Annotated in this window: 20 protein-coding genes; 15 read left to right on the forward strand and 5 right to left on the reverse strand. The window is 61.0% G+C overall.

Going from position 1 to position 23,719, the window contains the following annotated elements:
• Positions 1-52: 52 nt before the first annotated feature.
• The gene (locus tag C7U61_RS15290) at positions 53-1,633 is read right to left on the reverse strand and encodes a sigma-54 dependent transcriptional regulator (RefSeq protein ID WP_106998868.1); all 1,581 of its coding nucleotides are present in this window, start codon (positions 1,631-1,633) and stop codon (positions 53-55) included.
• A gap of 220 nt (positions 1,634-1,853) precedes the next feature.
• Here C7U61_RS15290 and C7U61_RS15295 point away from each other — a divergent pair, with 220 nt between their 5' ends.
• The 9 genes from C7U61_RS15295 to hemH all read left to right on the forward strand — a co-directional run bounded on the left by C7U61_RS15295 (position 1,854) and on the right by hemH (position 12,026).
• On the forward strand, positions 1,854-3,698 hold the full coding sequence (locus tag C7U61_RS15295; RefSeq protein WP_106998869.1) for a M3 family oligoendopeptidase: 1,845 nt from the start codon (positions 1,854-1,856) through the stop codon (positions 3,696-3,698).
• 267 nt (positions 3,699-3,965) lie between these two features.
• On the forward strand, positions 3,966-5,126 hold the full coding sequence (locus C7U61_RS15300) for an aminodeoxychorismate synthase component I (RefSeq protein ID WP_106998870.1): 1,161 nt from the start codon (positions 3,966-3,968) through the stop codon (positions 5,124-5,126).
• The gene (locus C7U61_RS15305; protein ID WP_106998871.1) at positions 5,111-5,755 is read left to right on the forward strand and encodes an aminotransferase class IV family protein; all 645 of its coding nucleotides are present in this window, start codon (positions 5,111-5,113) and stop codon (positions 5,753-5,755) included. The genes C7U61_RS15300 and C7U61_RS15305 overlap by 16 nt, the downstream gene beginning before the upstream one ends.
• The gene (locus C7U61_RS15310; RefSeq protein WP_106998872.1) at positions 5,755-6,039 is read left to right on the forward strand and encodes a YciI family protein; all 285 of its coding nucleotides are present in this window, start codon (positions 5,755-5,757) and stop codon (positions 6,037-6,039) included. The genes C7U61_RS15305 and C7U61_RS15310 overlap by 1 nt, the downstream gene beginning before the upstream one ends.
• A gap of 242 nt (positions 6,040-6,281) precedes the next feature.
• Entirely contained in the window at positions 6,282-7,733 is a 1,452-nt protein-coding gene (locus tag C7U61_RS15315) for a homospermidine synthase (protein ID WP_106998873.1), read from the forward strand.
• Positions 7,734-7,912: 179 nt separating this feature from the next.
• Positions 7,913-8,302, forward strand: a complete 390-nt coding sequence (locus C7U61_RS15320) for a hypothetical protein (RefSeq protein WP_106998874.1) — start codon at positions 7,913-7,915, stop codon at positions 8,300-8,302.
• A gap of 27 nt (positions 8,303-8,329) precedes the next feature.
• On the forward strand, positions 8,330-8,653 hold the full coding sequence (locus tag C7U61_RS15325) for a hypothetical protein (protein ID WP_106998875.1): 324 nt from the start codon (positions 8,330-8,332) through the stop codon (positions 8,651-8,653).
• Positions 8,654-8,800: 147 nt separating this feature from the next.
• Positions 8,801-10,894, forward strand: a complete 2,094-nt coding sequence (locus C7U61_RS15330) for a 5'-nucleotidase C-terminal domain-containing protein (RefSeq protein ID WP_106998876.1) — start codon at positions 8,801-8,803, stop codon at positions 10,892-10,894.
• Positions 10,895-10,991: 97 nt separating this feature from the next.
• Positions 10,992-12,026, forward strand: a complete 1,035-nt coding sequence (gene hemH, locus C7U61_RS15335; protein ID WP_106998877.1) for a ferrochelatase — start codon at positions 10,992-10,994, stop codon at positions 12,024-12,026.
• A gap of 33 nt (positions 12,027-12,059) precedes the next feature.
• Here hemH and C7U61_RS15340 read toward each other — a convergent pair whose 3' ends face one another.
• Positions 12,060-12,968, reverse strand: a complete 909-nt coding sequence (locus tag C7U61_RS15340) for a S1C family serine protease (protein WP_106999122.1) — start codon at positions 12,966-12,968, stop codon at positions 12,060-12,062.
• Positions 12,969-13,268: 300 nt separating this feature from the next.
• Between C7U61_RS15340 and C7U61_RS15345 the strand changes: the two genes are divergently transcribed.
• Together C7U61_RS15345 and C7U61_RS15350 are read left to right on the forward strand one after the other, a co-directional pair.
• On the forward strand, positions 13,269-14,285 hold the full coding sequence (locus C7U61_RS15345; protein WP_106998878.1) for an SPFH domain-containing protein: 1,017 nt from the start codon (positions 13,269-13,271) through the stop codon (positions 14,283-14,285).
• 1 nt (position 14,286) lies between these two features.
• Positions 14,287-14,745, forward strand: coding sequence for an NfeD family protein (locus tag C7U61_RS15350; protein ID WP_106998879.1), 459 nt, complete (start codon positions 14,287-14,289; stop codon positions 14,743-14,745).
• Here C7U61_RS15350 and C7U61_RS15355 read toward each other — a convergent pair whose 3' ends face one another.
• Positions 14,746-15,741, reverse strand: coding sequence for a KpsF/GutQ family sugar-phosphate isomerase (locus tag C7U61_RS15355; RefSeq protein ID WP_106998880.1), 996 nt, complete (start codon positions 15,739-15,741; stop codon positions 14,746-14,748).
• A gap of 195 nt (positions 15,742-15,936) precedes the next feature.
• Here C7U61_RS15355 and C7U61_RS15360 point away from each other — a divergent pair, with 195 nt between their 5' ends.
• The gene (locus C7U61_RS15360; RefSeq protein ID WP_106998881.1) at positions 15,937-17,454 is read left to right on the forward strand and encodes an outer membrane beta-barrel protein; all 1,518 of its coding nucleotides are present in this window, start codon (positions 15,937-15,939) and stop codon (positions 17,452-17,454) included.
• A gap of 92 nt (positions 17,455-17,546) precedes the next feature.
• On the opposite strand, the gene galU is transcribed toward C7U61_RS15360, so the two are convergent.
• Entirely contained in the window at positions 17,547-18,434 is an 888-nt protein-coding gene (gene galU / locus C7U61_RS15365; RefSeq protein ID WP_106998882.1) for a UTP--glucose-1-phosphate uridylyltransferase GalU, read from the reverse strand.
• A 203-nt stretch (positions 18,435-18,637) separates the two neighbouring features.
• Here galU and C7U61_RS15370 point away from each other — a divergent pair, with 203 nt between their 5' ends.
• From C7U61_RS15370 to C7U61_RS15380, 3 genes are all read left to right on the forward strand, one after another.
• Complete coding sequence (locus tag C7U61_RS15370; protein WP_106998883.1) at positions 18,638-19,861, forward strand: lytic murein transglycosylase; 1,224 nt, start codon at positions 18,638-18,640, stop codon at positions 19,859-19,861.
• A 79-nt stretch (positions 19,862-19,940) separates the two neighbouring features.
• Positions 19,941-21,131 carry a DUF459 domain-containing protein gene (locus C7U61_RS15375; RefSeq protein ID WP_106999123.1) on the forward strand — a complete coding sequence of 397 codons (1,191 nt, stop codon included), beginning with the start codon at positions 19,941-19,943 and terminating at the stop codon, positions 21,129-21,131.
• Between the two features lie 238 nt (positions 21,132-21,369).
• A complete protein-coding gene (locus C7U61_RS15380; protein WP_106998884.1) occupies positions 21,370-22,119 on the forward strand; it encodes an aminoacyl--tRNA ligase-related protein in 750 nt (249 codons plus the stop codon).
• Between the two features lie 62 nt (positions 22,120-22,181).
• On the opposite strand, the gene C7U61_RS15385 is transcribed toward C7U61_RS15380, so the two are convergent.
• Positions 22,182-23,636 (reverse strand): glutamate synthase subunit beta, encoded by a 1,455-nt coding sequence (locus C7U61_RS15385; protein WP_106998885.1) that lies wholly within the window; start codon positions 23,634-23,636, stop codon positions 22,182-22,184.
• Positions 23,637-23,719: the final 83 nt, after the last annotated feature.

Consider the following 23,719-nt stretch of genomic DNA (forward strand, 5'->3'; position numbering starts at 1 on the left):
AGTGCTTTACGACGGGTAACAAAATATGCTTGCCTAAACGTTAAGCTTTTCCTCATGCCGCGCTTTTTTGCGGATCATCCGGGTCGATGCCATAGTCCTTCAACTTGCGATAGAGCGTTGAGCGGCCGATACCGAGCTTCCTGGCCACCTGACTCATCTGTCCGCGGTAGAATTTGAGGGCAAATCGGATCAATTCCTCCTCGACATCCGCCAGCTTTCTCACGTCGCCTAAAGTGTTCGTGCTGACGATGACGTTGTCGGAAGCACCGGCCGGGGCCTCGGCAGAAACAAGCGGAGGAGTTGCAGCTGACCCCTGCGAAACCTCGTAAGGGATCCGTTCGCTTCTTTCAGCCGCGATAGCATCCGCAGAAGAGATATGCGAATTGTCCACAACCAGGGTCGGATGCTCGGCGGCAAAATAACCCGGCAGCTGCGCGGCGATCTGCGGAAAATCCCTATCAAGCAGTTCCGGCCCTTCCGACAGGACGACCGCGCGGAAGATCGCGTTTTCGAGCTGGCGGATGTTGCCCGGCCAGTCATAGGCCGTCAGCAATGCAAGAGCATCCTTGCTGATACCGAGCGGGCGATCGAGCTTCTGTTCCAGTGCGAACCGGTCGACAAAAGCGCGCGCCAGATGCGGGATATCCTCCTTACGGCGGCGCAGGGCCGGCATGGTGATCGGGAAGACGTTGAGGCGATAATAGAGATCCTCGCGGAATCGCCCTGCCTTGACCTCTTCGATCAGATCCTTGTTGGTGGCCGAAATCAGCCGGACATTGACCTTCTGCGCGACACGTGCGCCGACGGTCTCGATTTCGCCCTGCTGCACGGCGCGCAAAAGCTTGACCTGGACCTCCAGCGGCAGATCGCCGATCTCGTCGAGAAATAGCGTGCCGCCATCGGCTTCCATAAACTTGCCGACATGGCGTTCGGTCGCACCCGTGAACGCGCCCTTTTCGTGTCCGAAAAGGATGCTTTCGACGAGATTGTGCGGGATCGCACCGCAGTTGACGGTCACGAACGGCTTGCCGGCACGATCGCTGGCGGCCTGGATGGCGCGGGCCACCAGTTCCTTGCCGACGCCCGATTCGCCCTCCAGAACCACCGGAATGTTCGATTGCGCCGCCCGATGGGCGAGATCGATCACGCGCATCATCGCCGGGCTTGCCGAGACGATGTCGTCGAAGGTGATGCTGCTCGAGCGCGATTTGCGTCCGGCACGAGCCTTCGCCTCGCGCTGGTCGAGCTTCAGGGCGTTGGCGATCGACGCGGCGATGCGCTCCGGCGACACGGGCTTGACGACGAAATCGAAGGCGCCGGCGCGCATAGCCTGCACCACGGTATCGATGCCACCCTGCCCTGTCTGCACGATGACGGGCAGGTCTATGCCCATATCGTTCAGCGCGCCCAAGAACTCGAGGCCGTTCATTTCCGGCATCATGAGATCGAGCACGATCACGTTGATCTGATCGTTGCCACGCTTCAGGAACTCTAGGCCGAGACGGCCATTTTCTGCCAAATGGGCAACGTGTCCGTGCCGCTCGATGGCATTCTTCAGCAGACGGCGTTGAATCGGATCATCCTCGACAACGAGAATCTGCGCGCCCCCCTTGGCGCTATTGTAAACGGTCATTGGTGCCTCACTTCATGCGAAACCTGACACGAACATTCGCAGAAAGGCTTGAACATGAAGTTTTGCCAAATCATCGCATTTTAATCATTATGACGAATATAAAATTGCTTATGATTCAACCGCCGATGCAGGGAAATCAGGCCTTGCGGCGGCCTATCCAGCCGACTAGACACGAACGGATCGGACGATCCGAAAAATAAAAGCAGAGGAAATATCGCCCATGAGCCCGACCTCGCTCCGCCACTCCCTTAACTTCTCCGCAAGCCCGGCCGCCGGCCAGGCGCTCGGCGAGCTGCCCGCCTGGAAGCTCAGCGATCTCTATCCATCCGCGACTTCGCCGGAATTCCTTGGAGACATCGAAAAGGCCGGCAAAATGGCGATTGCCTTCGAGGAAAAATGGAAGGGCAAGCTTACCGAAGCTGCCGCCAAATCCGGTGACGCCGGCATTGGCGCCGCCATCAAGGAGTATGAGGCGCTCGACGATATCATGGGCCGGCTCGGCTCCTATGCCGGGCTCACTTATTTCTCCAACACCATCGATCCGGCCAACGGCAAACTCTATGGCGACGTTCAGGCGAAGCTGACGGACTACGCCGCACATCTGTTGTTCTTCCCGCTGGAACTGAACCGCATCGACGACGCTGTCATGGATGCCTGCATGGCGAACGACGCCATCGCCGGTCACTACCGCCCGTGGATCGTCGACCTGCGCCAGGACAAGCCGCATCAGCTCGACGACAAGCTCGAGCAACTGTTCCTTGAAAAGTCGATGACGAGCGCTGCCGCCCTCAACCGGCTGTTCGACGAAACGATGGCGGAACTGCGCTTCGAGATCGACGGCGAGAAGCAGCCGCTGGAGGTCGCCCTGAACATGCTGCAGGAGCAGGACCCCGAAGTGCGCCGCAAGGCCGCAATCGCGCTTGCCGAAACCTTCAAGGCGAACCTGCGCACCTTCACGCTGATCACCAATACGCTTGCAAAGGATAAGGAAATTTCCGACCGTTGGCGCGGCTTCGAGGATATTGCCGATAGCAGGCATCTCGCCAATCGCGTCGAGCGCGAGGTCGTCGACGCCTTGGCGGCTGCCGTGCGCGACGCCTATCCGCGCCTCTCGCACCGTTATTACAAGATGAAGGCCAAGTGGCTCGGCATGGACCGGATGAATTTCTGGGACCGCAACGCGCCGCTGCCGGAAACGCCCAATGCGCTGATCCCCTGGAAGGACGCCAGGGAAACGGTTCTTTCCGCCTACGGCAATTTCGCGCCGGAAATGGCCGCCATTGCCAAGCGCTTCTTCGATGAGGAATGGATCGATGCGCCGGTGCGCCCCGGCAAAGCGCCGGGCGCATTCGCGCACCCGACCGTCCCGTCGGCCCATCCCTATGTCCTCGTCAATTACATGGGCAAGCCGCGCGATGTCATGACGCTGGCCCACGAACTCGGCCATGGCGTGCATCAGGTGCTGGCCGGCGGCCAGGGCGCGCTGATGTGCCAGACGCCGCTGACATTGGCCGAAACGGCGTCCGTTTTCGGCGAGATGCTGACCTTCCGCGCGCTGCTCGACAAGACCACCGACAAGCGCGAGCGCAAGGCGATGCTCGCCCAGAAGGTCGAGGACATGATCAATACGGTCGTGCGCCAGATCGCCTTCTATGAATTCGAGCGCAAGGTGCATACCGCCCGCAAGAATGGTGAGCTGACATCTGAGAATATCGGCGAGCTGTGGCTCTCCGTGCAGGAGGAGAGCCTGGGCCCGGCGATCAAGATCTCCGAGGGCTACGAGACCTACTGGGCCTATATCCCCCATTTCATCCACTCGCCCTTCTACGTCTATGCCTATGCCTTTGGCGATTGCCTAGTGAACTCGCTCTATGCCGTCTACCGCAACGCCGAAAAAGGCTTCCAGGAAAAGTATTTCGAGCTCCTGAAGGCCGGCGGCACCAAGCATCACTCCGAACTCCTGAAGCCTTTCGGCCTCGACGCAACCGATCCGTCGTTCTGGAGCAAGGGCTTGTCGATGATCGAAGGGCTGATCGACGAGCTGGAAGCGTTAGATAAGAACTGAGCTGAAGAGAAGCAGGACAGGCGCGTCTGCCATTGCTGCAGCTTTCTGCATGCCCCTCACCCTAGCCCTCTTCCCGCTTGCGGGGAGAGGGGACTGGCTCAGCATTCACCGCATCGTTCTTTGCAGACGACGGTGTAGCAGCTGCGGTAACTCCCTCTCCCCGCATTGACGGGGAGAGGGTTGGGGTGAGGGGCCAGGCACGGAAGTTGCGGCAATGGCGGACGTACCTGACAATCGACATAACAACGACCCGATAGACACCCGCGCATGGCCGACGCCATACCCTACGTCCTCTTCAGGGACGACAGCACAGGACAGGTGATGCTCTTTGCCGAACCGGCCGAGATCATTACGGCCCATACGCGCGGGCAATTCTTCGATACCCTCCATCGAATGGAAGATGCCAGGCAACGGGGACAGTGGCTCGCCGGCTATATCGCCTATGAGGCCGGCCATCTCTTCGAGGAAAAACTCGCGCCCTTCGCCGAGGAAAACAGGGAAACGCCTCTGCTTTGCTTTGGCGTTTTCGATGCCCCGGCGGCGGATGATCATCCGGTTGCTCAGCCCGCGCAGCGCCCGGAAAACCAGGAATTTCTCACAGAGCCGAAAGCGGCCTGGAATTTCGAGACCTATCAGGAGCGCTTCGACAGGCTGCACCAGCATCTGCGCCTCGGCAACTGCTATCAGGCAAACCTCACCATGCCGATCCATGCCCGCTGGAACGGCGATCCCCGCGCCGCCTTCTGGTCGCTGATCGAACGGCAGCCGGTGAAATACGGCGCGCTCGTCGATCTCGGCGGCCCGATCATCCTGTCGCGCTCGCCGGAGCTTTTCTTCCGCACGGACAGGGACGGCTGGATCGAGACGCATCCGATGAAGGGCACGGCCAAGCGGGGCGTGAATGCTGCCGAAGATGAAGTTATCATCGCCGCCATGCTCGCCGACGAGAAGACGCAGGCCGAAAACCGCATGATCGTCGACTTGCTTCGCAACGATATCTCGCGCATCACCGAAGTCGGCACGCTGGATGTCCCAAAGCTCTTCGAGATCGAGACCTATCCCACCCTGCACCAGATGGTCAGCCATGTGCAGGCGAAGCTGCTTTCGGGCATATCGATCCGCGACATCCTTGCGGCGCTCTTTCCCTGCGGCTCGATTACCGGTGCGCCGAAGATGCGGGCAATGGAAATCCTGCACGATCTCGAAGACGGCCCGCGCGACGCCTATTGCGGCGCGATCGGCATGATCTCGCCTGATGGAGCCATGCGCTTTTCGGTGGCGATCCGCACGATCACGCTTTTCGAAGACGGCCGCGCGGTGTTCAATGTCGGCGGAGGCATCGTCTTCGATTCGACGGCGGAGGCGGAATATGAGGAATGCCTCCTCAAGGCTCGCTTCGCCGTGGGGGACAGATGGATCGACCGGTAGAGGATTTTTCCCTGATCGAGACGCTGCGCTACGAGCCGGAAACCGGCTTCGTGCGTCTGCGCCTGCATCTCGCCCGGCTGCAGCGTTCCGCCCGCCGCCTCGGCTTTTCCGCGCCGCAGAACGTGCTTCGCAAGCTGGAGCAGGCGGTGACAGGCGCCGCTGCGCCCTTGCGAGTGCGGCTGACGCTGGACCGCGACGGCAAGACGGAAGTGACGACTGCTCCCTTTGTCCCGCTGCCACCCGACACCGTCTGGCGTGTCCGCATCGCCGCAACCCGGCTCGATTCCGCCGACAAGCTGCTGCGCGTCAAGACCACGCGCCGCGCCGTTTATGAAGCCGCGCGCGCGGAATACCGGCCCGACGAAGCAGACGAAGTGCTGCTGCTCAGTGAGAAGGATGAGGTTTGCGAGGGAACGATCACCTCGATCTTCCTTGAAGACGGTGGGGGCCTGTTCCGCACCCCTCCCATATCAGCCGGCCTGCTTGCCGGCGTTCTGCGCACCGAGCTCATCTGCCAGCGCAAGGCCCGCGTCGGCCGCATCCGCCTCGAAGACCTGAAAGATCGCCCCCTTTATGTCGGAAATTCCCTGCGCGGCCTGATCCGCGCGCAACTCTATGGAATTGATTGATGCTCATTCTCTCGCTCACCTACCTCAAGGGCAATGACGAAGCCGACAAGCATATGGAACCGCACATGGCCTGGGTGAAGGAGGGCTATGCCAAAGGCTGGTTTCTTGCTTCCGGCCGCAAGGTGCCGCGCACCGGCGGCATCATTTTTGCCCGCGGCGAGCGTGCCGAACTGGAGACCTATGTCGCCGCCGACCCCTTCACGATCCACGGTGTCGCCGCTTATGAAGTCCAGGAAATCGCCCTCACCACCGTCGTCGACGGATTGGAAGGCCTGAAGGCCTAAGCGACGGAATGCGGTTGCCTTCCATCGCATTCCGTTAATGTCAGCCAAAACCAACCTTGAGGGCAACAAACCCGTCGCATAAGGCGTGTATGTTGGGCCCACTTGACTTTGCCTGGCTAACTCTCGACAGCTCTTTATTGTGACATCAAATTATGATTAGAGCCGCTCACCCCGCGTTTTCGCGCAAACTCTAACTAGATTTCGTGAACCGAACGGCGTCCTGCCTTTCGAAGGAGAAAAGAATGACGAAACAAGACTATCCGGTATATGCCGAAATTACCGGTCCGATCGTAATGATCGGCTTTGGCTCCATTGGCCGTGGCACCCTGCCCCTGATCGAGCGCCATTTCAAATTCGACAAGAGCCGGATGGTCGTCATCGACCCGCAGATGGATGCCGAGCACCTGGCGATCCTGGAAAAGCATGGCGTCCGCCATATCCAGGAGCATGTCACCAAGGATAATTACAAGGATCTCCTGAAGCCGCTTCTCACGGAAGGCGGCGGCCAGGGCTTCTGCGTCAACCTCTCGGTGGACACCGGCTCGCTCGATCTGGTCAAGCTGTGCCGCAAACTTGACGTGCTGTATATCGACACCGTCGTCGAGCCCTGGCTCGGTTTCTACTTCGACAAGAACCTGAAGAACGCCGACCGCACCAACTACGCCCTGCGCGAAACCATGCGCAAGGAAAAGGAAAAGAACCCGGGCGGCACGACGGCCGTTTCCACCTGCGGCGCCAATCCGGGCATGGTCTCCTGGTTCGTCAAGCAGGCGCTCGTCAACCTTGCCAAGGATATCGGCCTGAAGTTCGAAGAGCCGGATCAGCATGACCGCGAAGGCTGGGCCAAGCTGATGAAGAAGGTCGGCGTCAAGGGCGTTCACATCGCCGAGCGCGACACGCAGCGCACCAAGCATCCGAAGCCGCTCAACGTCTTCTGGAACACCTGGTCGGTCGAAGGTTTCATTTCCGAAGGTTTGCAACCGGCGGAACTCGGCTGGGGCACCCATGAAGAGTGGATGCCGAAGAACGCCAAGAAGCACAAGAAGGGCTGCAAGGCTGCCATCTATCTCGAACAGCCGGGCGCCAACACCCGCGTGCGCACCTGGTGCCCGACCCCCGGCCCGCAATACGGCTTCCTCGTCACCCACAACGAGTCGATCTCGATCGCCGACTATTTCACCGTGCGCGACAAGGACGGCGAGGTCACCTTCCGCCCGACCTGCCATTACGCCTATCATCCGGCCAACGACGCCGTGCTCTCGCTGCACGAGATGTTCGGCAATGGCGGCACGCCGCAGCCGGTCCATCACGTTCTCGACGAGGACGAGCTGGAAGACGGCATCGACGAACTCGGCGTGCTGCTCTACGGCCATGCCAAGAATGCCTACTGGTACGGCTCGCGCCTGTCTCTCGAAGAGACCCGCCGCATCGCCCCCTACCAGAACGCCACCGGCCTGCAGGTGACCTCCGCCGTGCTCGCCGGCATGGTCTGGGCACTGGAAAACCCGAAGGCCGGCATCGTCGAAGCCGACGAAATCGATTACAAGCGCTGCCTCGAAGTGCAGCTGCCCTATCTTGGCCCGGTCGAAGGTCATTACACCGACTGGACCCCGCTCGACGGCCGTCCGGGCCTCTTCCCGGAGGACATCGACACCAAGGACCCCTGGCAGTTCCGGAACATTCTGGTTCGCTAAGGGTATAGTGTCAGCTTGATGCCAGACCGAATGCCCGCACAGGTCGTGCGGGCATTTTTGTTACGCAAGCCAGATAAATCAAGCAGATCGCCTGTGAAGTCTTGCTTTAGCGCAATGGTCGCGGCATCTTCCTTGCAACCGATACGCCTTTAGGCCGCCCCTATTCGCGGGAGATATTTATGAAGATAAGAACCGTTCTTGCTCTCGTTGCTGCCGCGGCAGCCCTCTCTGCCTGCGTCGATTTCGGCGGCTCCCGGCCGCCGCCGATGGCGATGAACCCGGGCGGCTCCCAGCCGCGCATGAATTCGGTGGAGGGAAGCTGGGCCGATTCGAACGGCCTGAATTCGACCTTCAATGGCGGTCGCTTCGAAACGCACACCACGGATGGCACGAACCAGCAGATGGCCTCGGGAACCTATACGACCGATCCATCCGGCATGATTCAGATCAATCTTTATTCGAACATCAAGCGCACCTCATCGAAGGTGAATTGCTTCCTGGCCAATCCCAGCCAGCTCAATTGCACCTCCGAAACCGGCGGGCACTTCTCGCTCAATCGCCAGGGCTGATAGAGGCCTGATGGACGGATAGGCATCATGCGCGGAATGCTGGTCCTCTATCTGCCTCTTTTCGCAGCATTGCCCGTCGCCCTTCTGGCGGCGGTCCTCCCCGTCAACAGCTACCGCGCACAAGGCATAAAGGCTCTCGATTGCGACGGCCCGGCGAGTGTCCTCCTTTTCGCCGTACCGGCTTTGCTCATCTATGGTGCCGGCGCTATCCTGCTCTACCGAAAGCGCAGTCGGCGCCTTCATCTTGTCGCCTCCCTCTGCTGTTTGCTCGTCCTCTCGTCTGTCGGCTGGAATGCCGTTGCGGCGCTGCGCGAATCCTACGGCGCATCCTCGGTCGAGGCCTGCGCCTGATTGGGCACTCCTTTCCGCCGCGTTGTAAAATCCTAATGAAGCCAACAGCTTTTGCTTGCGCTCACTCCGCCGGGATGAAAACATCGGCATGGGGGACCGCCGTGGGGCACAGGCGGGCCGGATTGCAATGACCAACAGGAGAGACAGATGAAGCAGCCCTTCGGAGTGGGTCTTTTGGCCGCCACGCTGCTGGCGCTCAGCACCAGCGCCGCCTTCGCGGACTATCAGCTCAACATCCTGCACTTCAACGATTTCCATTCGCGCGTCGAATCGATCAACAAGTTCGACGCTACCTGCTCCGCGGCTGAGGAAGCCAAGAACGAGTGCTTCGGCGGCGCGGCACGGCTGAAGGCGGCCATCGACCAGCGGCATGCCGCCCTTGCCGGCCAGAACGTCCTCGTTCTCGATGCCGGCGACAACTTCCAGGGCTCGCTGTTCTACACCACCTACAAGGGCGCGGCCGAAGTCGAATTCCTGAACGACATGAAGATCGACGCCATGACGGTCGGCAATCACGAATTCGATGATGGCGAAGGCCCGCTCGCCGCCTTTCTCGACAAAGCGAAGTTTCCGATCGTAACGGCCAATCTGGTGGTCGACGACCAGTCGAAGCTCGGCAACCGCATCAAGAAGTCGATCGTACTCGATATCGGTGGCCAGAAGATCGGCATCGTCGGCGCGGTAACGACCGAAACGCCCGAACTCGCCTCGCCGGGCCCGCATGTGAAGATCACCGACGATGCCGCCGCCATCAGCGCCGAAGTCGATGCGCTGAAATCCCAAGGCGTCAACAAGATCATCGCGCTCACCCATGTCGGCTATCCGCGCGATGTCGAAAAGATCGCCAAGATCGCCGGCGTCAGCGTCGTCGTCGGCGGCCACTCGCATACGCTGCTGTCGAATACCGATCCGAAGGCGGCCGGCCCCTACCCGACCATGGTCGACAATCCGGCCGGCTATAAGGTGCCCGTCGTCCAGGCCGCCTCCTATAGCAAATATCTTGGTGATCTCGTCGTTACCTTCGATGACAACGGCGCCGTCAAGGATGCCAAGGGCGACCCGATCCTGCTCGATTCCTCCATCAAGCCCGATCCGGCGATCCTTGCGCGCGTGCAGGAAATGGCAAAACCGATCGAGGAACTGCGCAAGAAGGTCATCGGCAATTCTGAGGGGCCGATCGAAGGTGCGCGTGAAGTCTGCCGCGTTCGGGAATGCTCGATGGGCAATCTCGTCGCCGATGCGATGCTGGACCGCACCAAGGCGCAGGGCATTTCCATCGCCATCCAGAACGGCGGCGGTCTGCGCGCCTCCATCGGCGCCGGCGATGTCAGCATGGGCGATGTCCTGACCGTGCTGCCTTTCCAGAACACGGTTGCGACCTTCCAGCTGACCGGAGCCGACGTGAAGGCTGCTCTCGAAAACGGTCTCAGCCAGATCGACGACGGGGCGGGCCGCTTCCCGCAGGTCGCCGGCCTCAAATACAGCTTCGATAAATCGAAGCCGCTCGGCAGCCGTCTGGTCTCCGTCGAGGTGCAGGAAGGCACCGAATTCAAGCCGATCGATCCCGAAAAGACCTATGGCGTCGTCAGCAACAACTACATGCGCGCCGGCGGCGACGGCTATACCGTCTTCGCCAAGGACGGCAAGAATGCCTATGACTTCGGCCCCAACCTGGAATCGGTGGTCGCCGATTATCTGGGCGCGCACAATCCCTATAAGCCCTATACCGACGGCCGCATAACCCAGATAGCCGCGGCAGCGCCAGCTGCGCAGCCGGAACCCGCAAAGCCCGCCGATACCACCCAGACAGCACCGGAGCAGAAGCCGGCAGCGGCCGCTACAGGTGGCAGCGGCGCTCCGTCCACGACGACCCCGCCGCCCTCCTCGCCTCCCACTGTGACAACGCCAGGCACCACCATGCCGGCAAACCCGACGGCTACGCCGTCTGCCCCGGCAAATTCGGATCCGGCAGCCTCGACACCCGCCACATCAGCTCCAGCGGCGGATACCCCGGCTGCGCCCGCAGCCACGGCTCCGGCAACAGCAGCGCCGGAAGCCAAAGCCAGCGAGCCGCCGAAAACACCGATAACCCATGTGGTCGTCGCCGGCGACACGCTCTGGGATCTCGCCAAGACCTATTACGGCAATGCCAAGCAATGGCACAAACTCGTGGCCGCCAACCGGAATATCAAGCCGCATCGTCTGACGGTCGGCGAAAAGCTGAGGGTTCCGGCCAAGTAAGGATCAATTGTCTCGTATGAAAAGGCCGGCCCGGGCTTTTTCGGGCCGGCTTTTGTTCTTATGTGAAGTGCTTCGTATCTTGAGAGGAATTCAATCGATGACAGCAGACCTGACCACGCTTTCTCCCGGTCACGCCAGCGTGAAATACGGCAAGGTCGGCGTGCTGCTCATCAATCTCGGAACGCCCGATGGCACCGATTATTCCTCCATGCGCCGCTACCTGCGCGAATTCCTGACCGACCGCCGCGTCATCGAGTGGTCACGCTGGAAATGGTACCCGATCCTGTTCGGCATCGTCCTCAACACCCGGCCGCGGAAGGTCGGCAAGGCCTATGAGACGATCTGGAACAAGGAAAAGAATGAGAGCTATCTGCGCACCTATACGCGCAACCAGTCCGACCTGATGGCAGAACGGCTGCGCGACCTGCCGAACGTCAAGGTCGATTGGGCCATGCGCTACGGCCAGCCCTCGATCGCCGATCGCATCCAGGCATTGAAGGACGATGGCTGCGAGCGCATCGTGCTCTTCCCGCTCTATCCGCAATATGCGGCGGCGACGACAGCGACGGTCAACGACAAGGCTTTCGAGAAGCTCCAGAAGTTGCGCTGGCAGCCGGCAATCCGCACCGTGCCGCAATATCACGACGACGAGACTTATATCGAAGCGCTCGCCAATTCGGTCAACCGGCACCTCTCGACGCTGGACTGGCAGCCGGAAAAGATCATCGCCTCCTTCCACGGCATCCCCATGTCCTACTTCAAACTCGGCGATCCCTATTACTGTTTCTGTCAGAAGACCGGCCGGTTGCTGCGCGAGAAGCTCGGCCTATCCGAAGATCAGTTCATGGTTACCTTCCAGTCCCGCTTCGGCCCTGAGGAATGGCTGCAGCCCTATACGGACAAGACGGTGGAAGAGCTTGCCAGGACCGGCACCAAACGTATCGCCGTCCTCAATCCCGGCTTCGTCTCCGACTGCCTGGAGACGCTGGAGGAGATCGCCGAGCAGGCGGCGGAATCCTTCCATCACAATGGCGGCGAGAAATTCACCCACATTCCCTGTCTCAACGACAGCGAAGACGGCATGAACGTGCTGGAGAAAGTCGTGCGGCGGGAACTGCTCGGCTGGGCCTGACCGGACCGCCGGATTGATCCCGGCGACACGCGCCTACTGAAGCTGCGGCTTTTTAAGGAAGCTGCCGCGATCGGCGGATTTGACGCGCAGCCAGGCCTCGCGGCCATCGCGCAATACGCGCATGGGTATCTCGGAGCCGGCGGGACCGCTCTCCCAGACCTTGCGGTAGAAATCGGCGAGTCCATCGACCTCGCCATCGCGGATTTCCGAAATGACGTCGCCGCGGCGCAAGCCAGCCTTGGCGGCCGGGCCGCCCTCGGTGACGCTCATGACGACGACTTCGCCATTGCTTTCGGCCGAGAAGGCACCGAGCCAGGGCCGCGGCGGCTTGTTGACCCGACCGCGCTTGATCAGATCGTCCAGGATCGGCATCAGAAGATTGATCGGCACAATCATGTTGATATCGGCGCTATCGCCGTTCTGCGTCGCCATCTGCAAGTGCAGCGAACCGATGCCGAGAAGCTTGCCATCCTCGCCGATAAGAGCCGCGCCGCCCCAGGAGGGATGTGCGGGCGCCGTGAAGATCGCCTCGTCAAGCAGATATTCCCAATAGCCGGCAAATTCCTGCTTGGCGACGATCTTCGCCTCGACGAACTGGCCGATCCCGTCGGCGACGATGACTTCATCGCCGATCTCCGCCTTGTCGGTATCGCCGAATTCCAGTGCGGGCACATCGAGAGGCCCGAGCGCCTGGACAAGACCGAATCCCGTTTCCTGATCGTAAGCGAGCGCATGGCCGGGAACGACCCGGCCGCTATTGGTCGTGAGCCAGACCTCTTCCGCTTCGGTGATCAGATAACCGATCGTCAGTACCAGGCCGTTACCGCGGATGACGACGCCACTGCCTTCCCTGCGGGTGCCGAGGGTTGCCGCCGTAAAGGCGTCTTCCGGAATTGAAGCGTGCACGGCCACAACCGACCGCAAGGTCCTATCTAAGTTCATAGCTTCACCCTGATGATGCGCGATGACTTGGCCCGAAAAGGCTGCGAGGCAGCGAGCCGGAAATCCCATATAAGGTATGAATATCAATCGCCGGGCGCAAGACCCGGACGGCGATTGCTTGATCGGTCTCGCAGCAAAACACCCGCTGCGATCCCCATTCCTCACTTGCCGAGAACATGCTAACCCACCACATTTGATTGAGCTGCCGTCTCGTGAGCTCGCCCGAGCGAGGGGGAGCTGAGCAGCAGCGGTTTAGGCGACGCGAACCTGTCGAAGCGGGCGCGTCCATGGAGGAGTTCGATGGTCGTCGGTGGTTTCAGCATCGTTGTGATTGCCTTGGTGGTCTTCGTCATTCTGGTGCTGTTCGCAGGCATCAAGACCGTGCCGCAGGGCTACAGGTACACGGTCCAGCGCTTCGGCCGCTATATCCGTACGCTGGAACCGGGGCTCAATCTGATCGTGCCCTTCATCGAAACGGTCGGCGCGCGAATGAATGTGATGGAACAGGTCCTCGCCGTGCCGACGCAGGAGGTCATCACCAAGGACAATGCCAGTATATCCGCCGATGCAGTCGCGTTCTATCAGGTGCTGAATGCGGCGCAGGCCGCCTATCAGATCACCAATCTCGAAAGCGCGATCCTCAATCTCACCAAGACCAACATCCGCTCCGTCATGGGTTCGATGGACCTCGACGAACTGCTGTCGAACCGCGATGCCATCAACGAACGGTTGCTGCGGGTCGTCGACGAGGCGGTAGAGCCCTGGGGCATCAAGGTGACCCGCGTCGAAATCAAGGACATCCAGCCGCCGAAGGATCTCGTCGACGCCATGGCAAGGCAGATGAAGGCTGAGCGCGAAAAGCGTGCCCAGGTGTTGGAGGCGGAAGGCCTGCGCAACGCGCAGATTCTCCGGGCCGAGGGTGCAAAGCAGGCGGCCGTCCTCCAGGCCGAAGGCCAGCGCGAAGCGGCTTTCCGCAATGCCGAAGCGCGCGAACGCCTGGCCGAGGCCGAAGCCAAGGCAACCCGCGTGGTGTCCGAGGCGATTGCTGAGGGCAATGTGCAGGCGATCAACTACTTCATTGCCCAGAAATATACCGAAGCGCTGACCGCGATCGGATCCGCCGGCAATTCGAAGATTGTCCTCATGCCGATGGAGGCGAGCTCGGTCATCGGCTCGCTCGGCGGCATCGGCGCCATCGCCCGCGAAGTCTTCGGCGACAATGGCGATGGCGGCGGCGCGCCGCAACCACCCCGCCCGCGCTCCGGCTCTGCCCGCACGACGCCCTCGATCAATCCGCTGCCGCCGAAGGAGAGCTGACATGTTCGACAATCTCCTCGTCGAACTCGGCCCCTGGAGCTGGTGGCTCGTGGGCCTGGTGCTGCTTGCCGCCGAACTGATCCTGCCTGGCTTCTTTCTCGTCTGGATCGGGCTTGCTGCCATCATTGTCGGTGCCCTATCGCTCCTTTTCTGGGAGAGCGGCTTCTGGGTCTGGCAAGCACAGGGATTGGTCTTCGCGGCCGTGGCGGTCATCGTCACCCTGCTCGGCCGCCGCTATCTCTACAACAACAGCCAGGTGACCGACGAGCCTTTCCTGAACCAGCGCGGCGCCAGCCTGGTCGGACGCACGGCAACGCTCGACCAGCCCATCGCCGAAGGCCGCGGACGCATTCGCCTGAACGATACTTATTGGACCGTCAGCGGGCCGGACCTGCCGGTCGGCACCCGCGTCAGGGTGGTCGCCAGCAACGGTCGCGATCTGACCGTCGAACCCGTCTGATCAGGCGACGCCGATCCGCAGTAGATCGTGGAAGTGCACGACGCCGATCGGCCGGCGCGCTTCATCGATGACCATGAGCGCCGAGATATTGTGACGGTTGAGTACGGCCATGGCGCTCGTCGCCAACGTCGTTTCCTTCACCGTTTTCGGATTGGGGGTCATCACCTCGTCCACCAGCTTCTCCGCAAGACTGGTGCCGAGATTGCGGGCGATATCGCCATCGGTGACGATGCCGCACAGGCAACCGTCATCGTCCACCACGCCCACGCAGCCAAACCGCATCTTCGATAGCGTCATCGCCGCCTCCGGCATGCCGGTTCCGAGCTTGACGAGCGGCACGCGGTCGCCCTTGTGCATGATATCGGCCACATGCGAGAGGCTGGCGCCCAGCTTGCCGCCGGGATGAAAGGTGCGGAAATCCTCGGCCGTGAAGCCGCGCGCCTCCAGCAGCGCGACGGTCAGCGCATCGCCGATAGCAAGCTGCAGCAGCGTCGAGGTGGTTGGCGCGAGCCCATGCGGGCAGGCCTCCTGCTCCTTGGGCAGCAGCAGCACAACGTCCGACTCACGCGCAAGCGTCGAGGTTTCACCGGCGGTGATCGCGATCATGGGGATCGAGAAGCGGCGGGAATAGCTGATGATCCCACGCAGTTCGGCGCTCTCGCCGCCCCAGGAAATGGCGATGATGACATCATCCTGCGTGATCATGCCGAGATCGCCGTGATTGGCTTCGACCGGATGGACGAAGAATGCCGGCGTTCCGGTGGACGCCAGGCTGGCGGCAAGCTTGTTGCCGATATGACCGCTTTTGCCGACACCGGTGATCACGACGCGGCCGGCAATATCGCCTATGATCTCCACCGCGCGGCTGAAAGGCTCGGCCAGACCATCGGTCAGCGCGCGTTCCAGCGCCTCCATGCCCCGTCTCTCGGTCTCGATCGTTCGCATCGCGGATTCGATCGCACCGTTCTCGATGAGTCTTACAGCTCTCTTATTCATGAGCGAGCCCTAACGCTTTTCCGCAAATCTGTCCACCAGAGATCGACCGATAACAAGGCGGCAGCATGCAATGCATCGCTGCAAAATATGATCGAACCTTTCTTGTCGCCACTGCTTGGCAACCAAGCGTTAACCACGCGGCTTTACACTTGGGTAAGAATTTAGGTCAGTTCGAACAGGTCAGATATAACCAACATGGGCATCGGCAAGGATAAGGCGGGTCATGGTGCCCTCCGGCTGGCGGCATGGGCAAGTTCCGCCCTGCTGGGCTGGGGTATGGCATTCGCCGCGCCGCTGCCGGTCAATGCGCAATCATTGCCGCCAGACCAGAACCTTGACGATACTTTACCCACCCCGACATCGGCTTCCCCGACCGATCCGAATGGTGCCACCACCACGGGTGATCAGGCGATCCAACCGGCAAACCAGACATCGACCTCCAGCGACGAGCCGTTGAACGCGCGGCTGCGCCTCACCGGCATCGACCCCACAACCACCGGCTCGACGCTGGATAACGACCTGCGCCGCGTAAATCTGCGCGAACCCAGCGTTGATGATCTGAGAGCCCGCCGGTATCCGGATCGGGCGGATGCTCAGGGCATACCGCTCGGCACCTTTACCCTGCGTCCTTCGATCAATCAGTCGATCAATATCGAGCGCGATCGCACCGGCGACGTCAAGGACAACCGCACTTTCTTGCAAACCGATCTGCGCAGCACCCTGACATCGGATTGGGACCGCCACGCGCTGACCGTCACCGGCGAAGGCGTCTGGCAAAGGAACGTCAGCGGCACGGGCCAGGAAAAGCCGACCGTCAACCTCAATGCCGATCTGCGCCTGGATCTTCCCGCCAACACGACAGCGCATATCACCGCCGGCTATCAGTTCTACCGGGAAGACACGAGCGATCCGAACGCGATTGCTGGCGCCACGAAACAGTCAGCCGTCAACCAGTTCACCACGGGCCTCTCACTGGAACGTGACTTCGGTGTGCTGCGCGGCACGACGGCCGTGGCATTGACGCGCACCGTCTATTCCAATGCCGTCCTGTCGGATGGAACGACGGTCACGCTCAGTGACCGCGACCAGACGGCCGGAACCTGGCGCGGACGCATCGGCTATGAGCTCTCGCCGGCCATCATACCCTTTGTGGAAGTCGATCTCGGCCGCACGATCTACGATCAGACACGCGACAGCAACGGCTATGCCCGCTCGAACCAGAGCTACGGCGGCAAGGGCGGTGTCGAATTCGACCTCGGTGAAAAATTCAGGGGCGAGCTCGGCTTCGGCTACCAGCACACGGAATTCGACGATTCGCGTCTCGCATCAGTCGACTCACCGACGATCGACGGCAATCTCGCCTGGTCACCCCAGCGCGGCACCGATATCAGCATCGGCCTTTCGACGACGGTCCAGCCCTCGACCACGGCCGGCCTCAGCGGCTACACCGCCTATCAGTTGACGAGCACCGTGGCCCATCAGCTGCGTGACGATCTCACCGCCAAGTTGACGGGCGGAACGATCTGGCGCGACTATCCGTCGAACGGAAGCGCCGCCGATGAAACCGAATATGACGCCGCCTTCGGTCTGACCTGGGGGATCAATCGTTACCTCGATCTCACCAGCAATGTCGGCTATCAGCTGACGACGAGGGATGTTGGCGACAGCACCCGTCAGTTCCAGGCCGGCCTGGGCCTGACGGTAAAACGCTAAGCACCGCCTTCGCTTAAATCCCAGCACCCACTCAAATGAATTGAGGCCCAGCATGTGCCAGGTCTCAAGATTTTCCCCAAAAGGTCGAATCCTTATTTCAGGGCAGCGATCAGCGCCTTGAACTCGTCCTCGATAGTCGGACGGATATCGTCGCGCGCCAAGGCGAAGGCGATGTTCGCGAGGATGAAGCCGTCCTTGGCACCGCAGTCGAACGTCTGGCCCCGGAAGTGATAGCCGGCGAAATCCTGCGTCTTGGCAAGCTTCAGCATGCCGTCCGTCAGCTGGATCTCGTTGCCGGCACCGCGCTCCTGGCTTTCCAGAATGCGGAAGATTTCCGGCTGAAGGATATAGCGGCCGTTGATGAAGAAGTTGGAAGGAGCCGTGCCCTTGGCCGGCTTTTCGACCATTTCCGTGATGCGGAAGCCGTTGCCGATCGTCTCGCCGACACCGACGATGCCGTATTTATGGGCCTGATCGGGCGCGCATTCCTCGACGGCGATGACATTGCCGCCGCTATGCTCGTAAAGCTCGATCATGCCTTTCATACAGCCCTTTTCGGCGCGCATGACCATGTCGGGCAAAAGCAGTGCGAAGGGCTCGTCGCCGACGATCTCGCGGGCGCACCAGACGGCGTGGCCGAGACCGAGCGGCTCCTGCTGGCGCGTGAAACTTGCCGTACCCGCCTTCGGCAGCAAGCCGTTCAGCAGCGACAGTTCGGCATTCTTGTTACGCTGGCGCAGCGTCTGCTCGAGCTCGAACTGGATATCGAAATAATCCTCGATGACATGCTTGCTGCGGCCAGTGACGAATACGAAATGCTCGATGCCCGCTTCCATCGCCTCGTCGACGACGTACTGGATCACCGGCTTATCAACGACGGTCAGCATTTCCTTCGGCACCGCCTTGGTCGCCGGCAAGAACCGCGTCCCTAGTCCGGCGACCGGAAATACTGCCTTACGAACCTTCTTATGCTGTCCCACGCATACCTCCTGGGCAATAAATCAGTTGGCACAAAGCCATTCTAAAGGTCAGTAGATTAAATTTGCTACTGTTTTGCAAATAATGACTGACGCAAACTTCCATGGTAAAGAATTTGTTGACTTCGTTCGTTTAGCGTCACGCATGGGCCGATGCCACGCGCATCGCCGCACCGAAATCCAACGATTGATGGACAAGGCTGTAGATGACCGTAAACCGCAAACACTCCCTTCGTGGTCTCGCTCTGGCGCTCGCGCTCGGCGCCTTCGCTGGCTTCCTTCCCGCTAACGCCAATGCTGACCCTGGGTTCCAGAAATGGATCGCGGGCTTCTACGCTACCGCCGCAAAGAGCGGGATTACGCAATCCACCTATCGCAATGCGTTTGCCGGCGTAACCGACCCGGACCCCACGGTGCTTGAAAAGGCGCAGTACCAGCCGGAATTCAAGTCCCAGATCTGGGATTACCTCGACTCCCGTGTCAATCCCTATACGGTCGATATTGGCCGCAAGATGGCGGTCAAATACGGGACCACGCTGCGCACGCTTGAACAGCACTTCGGCGTCGACCGCAATATCATGCTGGCCATCTGGTCGATGGAGTCGAATTACGGCGAGGTCCTCGCCAAGAACGATCGGCTGCATTACGTGCCCCGCGCGCTGGCGACCCTTGCCTATGCCGATCCGAAACGGGCGAACTATGCCAAGAAACAGCTGATCGCTGCCCTGAAGATCCTGCAGAAGGGCGATATCTCGCGCAAGGATCTGAACGGTTCCTGGGCCGGCGCCATGGGCCATACGCAGTTCATCCCGACGAGCTATCTGCTCTATGCGGTGGATGCCGACGGTAGCGGCCATGCCGATATCTGGAATTCCGTTCCGGACGCCTTGGCGACAACAGCCAATCTTCTCGCCAAGAACGGCTGGAATACCGGCCGTACCTGGGGTTATGAAGTCGTCGTACCGCCCGGCGGCAGCGCCCAGGCCGGCAAGACGCATACGATCGCACAATGGGCGGCTCTCGGCTTCGTGCGTCCCAACGGCAGGGGTTTCCGCAGCACCTCCGACCGCGCGCAGCTGAAGATGCCCGGCGGACCGAACGGTCCCGGTTTTCTGATGACTGGCAACTTCTTCACCATCAAGCGCTACAACGCCTCCGACAGCTATGCATTGGCCGTCGGCCTGCTCGCGGATCAAATCGCCGGATATGGCGGCATGCAGCAATCATGGCCGCGCCCGAGCGGTGCGCTCGATGTCAAGCAGAAATTCGAGCTGCAGACGCGTCTGAAGGAGCTCGGCTACTATGACGGCGTGGTCGACGGCAATTTCGGCTCGGGCTCGAAGGCCGCGATATCAGCCGTTCAGCAGCGCATGGGCATAGATGCGGACGGCGAGCCGTCAATGAACCTGCTGAAAGCATTGCGCAAGTAGGCCGCCTCGAGCGAATCCGGGATCGCCGGACGATGAAATCGTCCTTATGCGGCCGGGACTCGTCAGCGGAAAAGAAACGATGATGAAACACCCTGCCCGCGCGACTAAGGCAACTCTAAGGATTGTTCTGACGGCATTCCTCGCCGCCCTCATCGCGCTTGGCTGCCTGCCGAACATGGCCGAAGCGCAAGAGCGGCCCCGGCGGAACCTGTTCGACATGCTGTTCGGCACCCGCGAGCCCGATTACCCGGATCAGCCCGTCGAGCAGCCGCCGCCCCGGCGCAAGGTGCAGCCGAAAAAGCGTCCAACCCCGCCGCCGCGCCAGCCGGTCGCGCAGCCGGAAACACCGCCGCCCGCCGAAAAGCTCCGCGATGCCAAGACCATCCTCGTGGTCGGCGACTTTCTGGCGAGCGGGCTGGCGACCGGGCTGGAGGATGCCTTCTCCAGCTCTCCCGGCGTCGTGATCCAGTCCCGCGGCAACGTCGCCTCCGGTCTCGTGCGCCAGGATTATTACAATTGGCCGCAGCAACTGCCTGGCATGATCGACCAGCTGAAACCGGCCATGGTCGTCGTCATGATCGGCGCCAACGACCGCCAGCAGATGATCGGCGACGGGCTGAATGAGAAATATGGGACCGATCCATGGTTCCTCGCCTATGAAGAGCGCGTACAGCAATTCGCCAAGCTGGTGACAAGCCGCCATATCCCGCTGCTCTGGGTCGGCCTGCCGTCTTTCGGCTCCGATCAACTGACCGCCAGCGCCGTCAAGCTCAACCAGATCTATCAAAGCCAGACGACCAGCGTCGGCGGTGAGTTCATCGACATATGGGATGGCTTTACCGATCAGAACGGCGAGTTCATCGTCACCGGTTCCGATGTCAACGGCCAGCAGGTTCGATTGAGAACGGCTGACGGTGTCAACCTGACGGCCGCCGGCAAGCGCAAACTCGCCTTCTATCTGGAGAAATCCGCACGCCGAATCCTGGGCGATCAGGCAAGTCCCGATATTACGCGCCTCGACACGAACAATCCGCTGCCGGTGCAGCAGGCCAATCCTCCGGGCGCGGAACCGGAGAGGATCACCCGCACCCAGCCGATGAGCCTCTCCGATCCCGATCTCGACGGCGGCTCGCAGCTTTTGGGCAGCAGCCCTGCGCCTACCCCAACGACTTCATCGCCACGCGATCTTCTGGTCGAAAAAGGCCTGATGGACCCGGCGCCGACAGGGCGCGTGGATGACTATCGTTTGCCGGGATCGATCGCGCGGTAGGCGGCGTAGAGGCGGTTTGACAACGCCGCGTCCCACCAATAGAAGAATTGCATGAGCACCAAGAGCGCTGATCAGATCGATCGTTACCACACCTGCCCGCAGGTTGCGGTTTTGCGCTCTTTCTCCGGCCGAGGTCTCCGCGTCCAGTCGTGACGGCCGGAGGCGTTGGTGCGTCCGGCGGCTGCTGGACGTAAAGCCCTCGCCTCAAGACATCAACGTTGCCCATGGAGAAAGGCACGTGCTCAATATCTATAACGTCAATTCGCTCGTTCACTGGGAAGAGCGGGACATTAAACTGCGCGACGACTTCGTCCGCTTCTTTTCCGATGAAGTGGCAAGCTTTCTACGATCCGCAAACCCCGCCTGGGATATACGAAGGGTCGAGGCTCCGACCCTGATGCCGCGAAACCTCGTTTCAAGCGCCTATTCCAACTCGGACATATGGGTGCAGAAGCGAATGTCGAACTCCGAGACCGAACTCGTCCTGCGGCCGGAAACGACACCTTCAACCTATGTCTACATGCAGCATCTTCTCGGAAATCATTCCAGAACGCGGCTGCCGTTATGCGTCTGGCAGGCCGGAAAATCCTATCGCCGGGAACAGGACCAGCCGAGCAAGCATGTACGGCTCAAGGAATTCTGGCAGCTCGAATTCCAATGCGCTTTCACTGCCGATAGCGGCAATGATTACTATGCCGCCTCGCTGGAACCGGTCCGCCGGATGATCGCCTCCGTCATCCATTTGCCGACGAGGATCGTGCCCTCCGATCGCCTGCCGGCCTATTCCGAGGTTACAATGGATATCGAGGTCGATAATGGCGACAAATGGATGGAGATCTGCTCGATTTCGCGACGAACAGACTTCCCTCAACGCTATCGCAGCCAGCCGAAGAAAGGGCCGGCGACAGACCATGACATCATGGTGCTCGAAATCGCCATCGGCCTCGATCGCTGCATCTACAATTGGAATATCGCCGCAAGCCGGTAGCGACAAAGGCCGGGTTCATCGGGAACCCGGCCTTCAATCACTTTGCCCGAAGACAGCGAACCTCAGTTCGGCAGAACCGTCGAGCCCATCAAAGCCTCGTCGATCGCGCGGGCGGCCTGACGGCCTTCGCGGATCGCCCAGACCACCAGCGACTGGCCGCGGCGAACGTCGCCGGCGGTCCAGAGCTTGTCGACCGAGGTCTTGTAGTCCTTGTCGTTGGCAACGACGTTGGTCGAGCCGCGACGGTCGGTATTCACAGTCAGCTTGCCGTCGAGTTCCTTGAGCACGCTGTCGGTGAAGGGGCCGCGGAAGCCTATGGCGATGAAGGCGAGGTCGGCGCGGATGACGAACTCCGTGCCGGGGATCGGCTTGCGGCGATCGTCCACTTCGCAGCACTTCACGCCCGTCAGCACGCCGTCTTCGCCGATGAATTCGAGCGTCGCGACCTGGAATTCGCGAACTGCGCCTTCGGCCTGTGAGGACGAGGTGCGCATCTTCGTTGCCCAGAACGGCCAAACGGCGAGCTTGTCTTCCTTCTCTGGCGGCTGCGGACGAATGTCGAGCTGGGTCACCTTCACCGCACCCTGACGGAATGCCGTGCCGACGCAGTCGGATGCCGTATCGCCACCGCCGACGACGACGATGTGCTTGCCACCCGCCAGGATCGGATCGGCGGGCCAGCCGACGCTGTCGATGTTTTCGCGGCCGACGCGGCGGTTCTGCTGCACGAGATAGGGCATGGCGTCATGGACGCCTGCGAGCGTCGTGCCAGGAATGCCCGCTTCGCGCGGGGTTTCCGAGCCGCCGCAATAGAGCACGGCATCGTAGTCGGCCAGAAGCTGCTCGACCTTGATATCCACGCCGACATTGACGCCGCAATGGAAGGTGACACCCTCGCCCTTCATCTGCTCGACGCGGCGGTCGATGAAGTTCTTCTCCATCTTGAAATCCGGTATGCCGTAGCGCAGCAGACCGCCCGGTTTGCTCTCGCGCTCGTAGACATGGACGTCGTGACCGGCGCGACCGAGCTGCTGGGCGGCTGCCATACCGGCAGGACCCGAGCCGATGATCGCGACCTTCTTGCCCGTATGCACGGTTGCCGGCTGCGGACGGATGAAGCCGAGCTCATAGGCTTTGTCGGCAATCGCCTGCTCCACCGTCTTGATGGCGACGGGCGCATCTTCCAGGTTCAGCGTGCAGGCTTCCTCGCAGGGCGCGGGGCAGACGCGGCCGGTGAATTCCGGGAAGTTGTTGGTCGAATGCAGGTTATGGATCGCCTGTTCCCAATTGTTGTTGTAGACGAGGTCGTTCCAATCGGGGATCTGGTTGTGCACCGGGCAGCCGGTCGGGCCGTGGCAATAGGGTATGCCACAGTCCATGCAGCGCGCTGCCTGTTTCTGCACTTCCTGGTCCGACATGGGGATCGTGAATTCGCGGAAATGCCGGATGCGGTCCGACGCCGGCTGATACTTCGCCACCTGCCGGTCGATTTCCAAGAAGCCTGTTACCTTGCCCATGCTTTCGTTTCCTCACTCAAAAAGAAGAGCTCATGGCTCCCGTGCCTGAGGGTCATCTCGGTTTCCCTGTCCGGCACTTTAAT

Origin of the sequence: Rhizobium sp. JAB6 (assembly GCF_003024605.1) — a bacterium.
GTDB lineage: Bacteria > Pseudomonadota > Alphaproteobacteria > Rhizobiales > Rhizobiaceae > Rhizobium.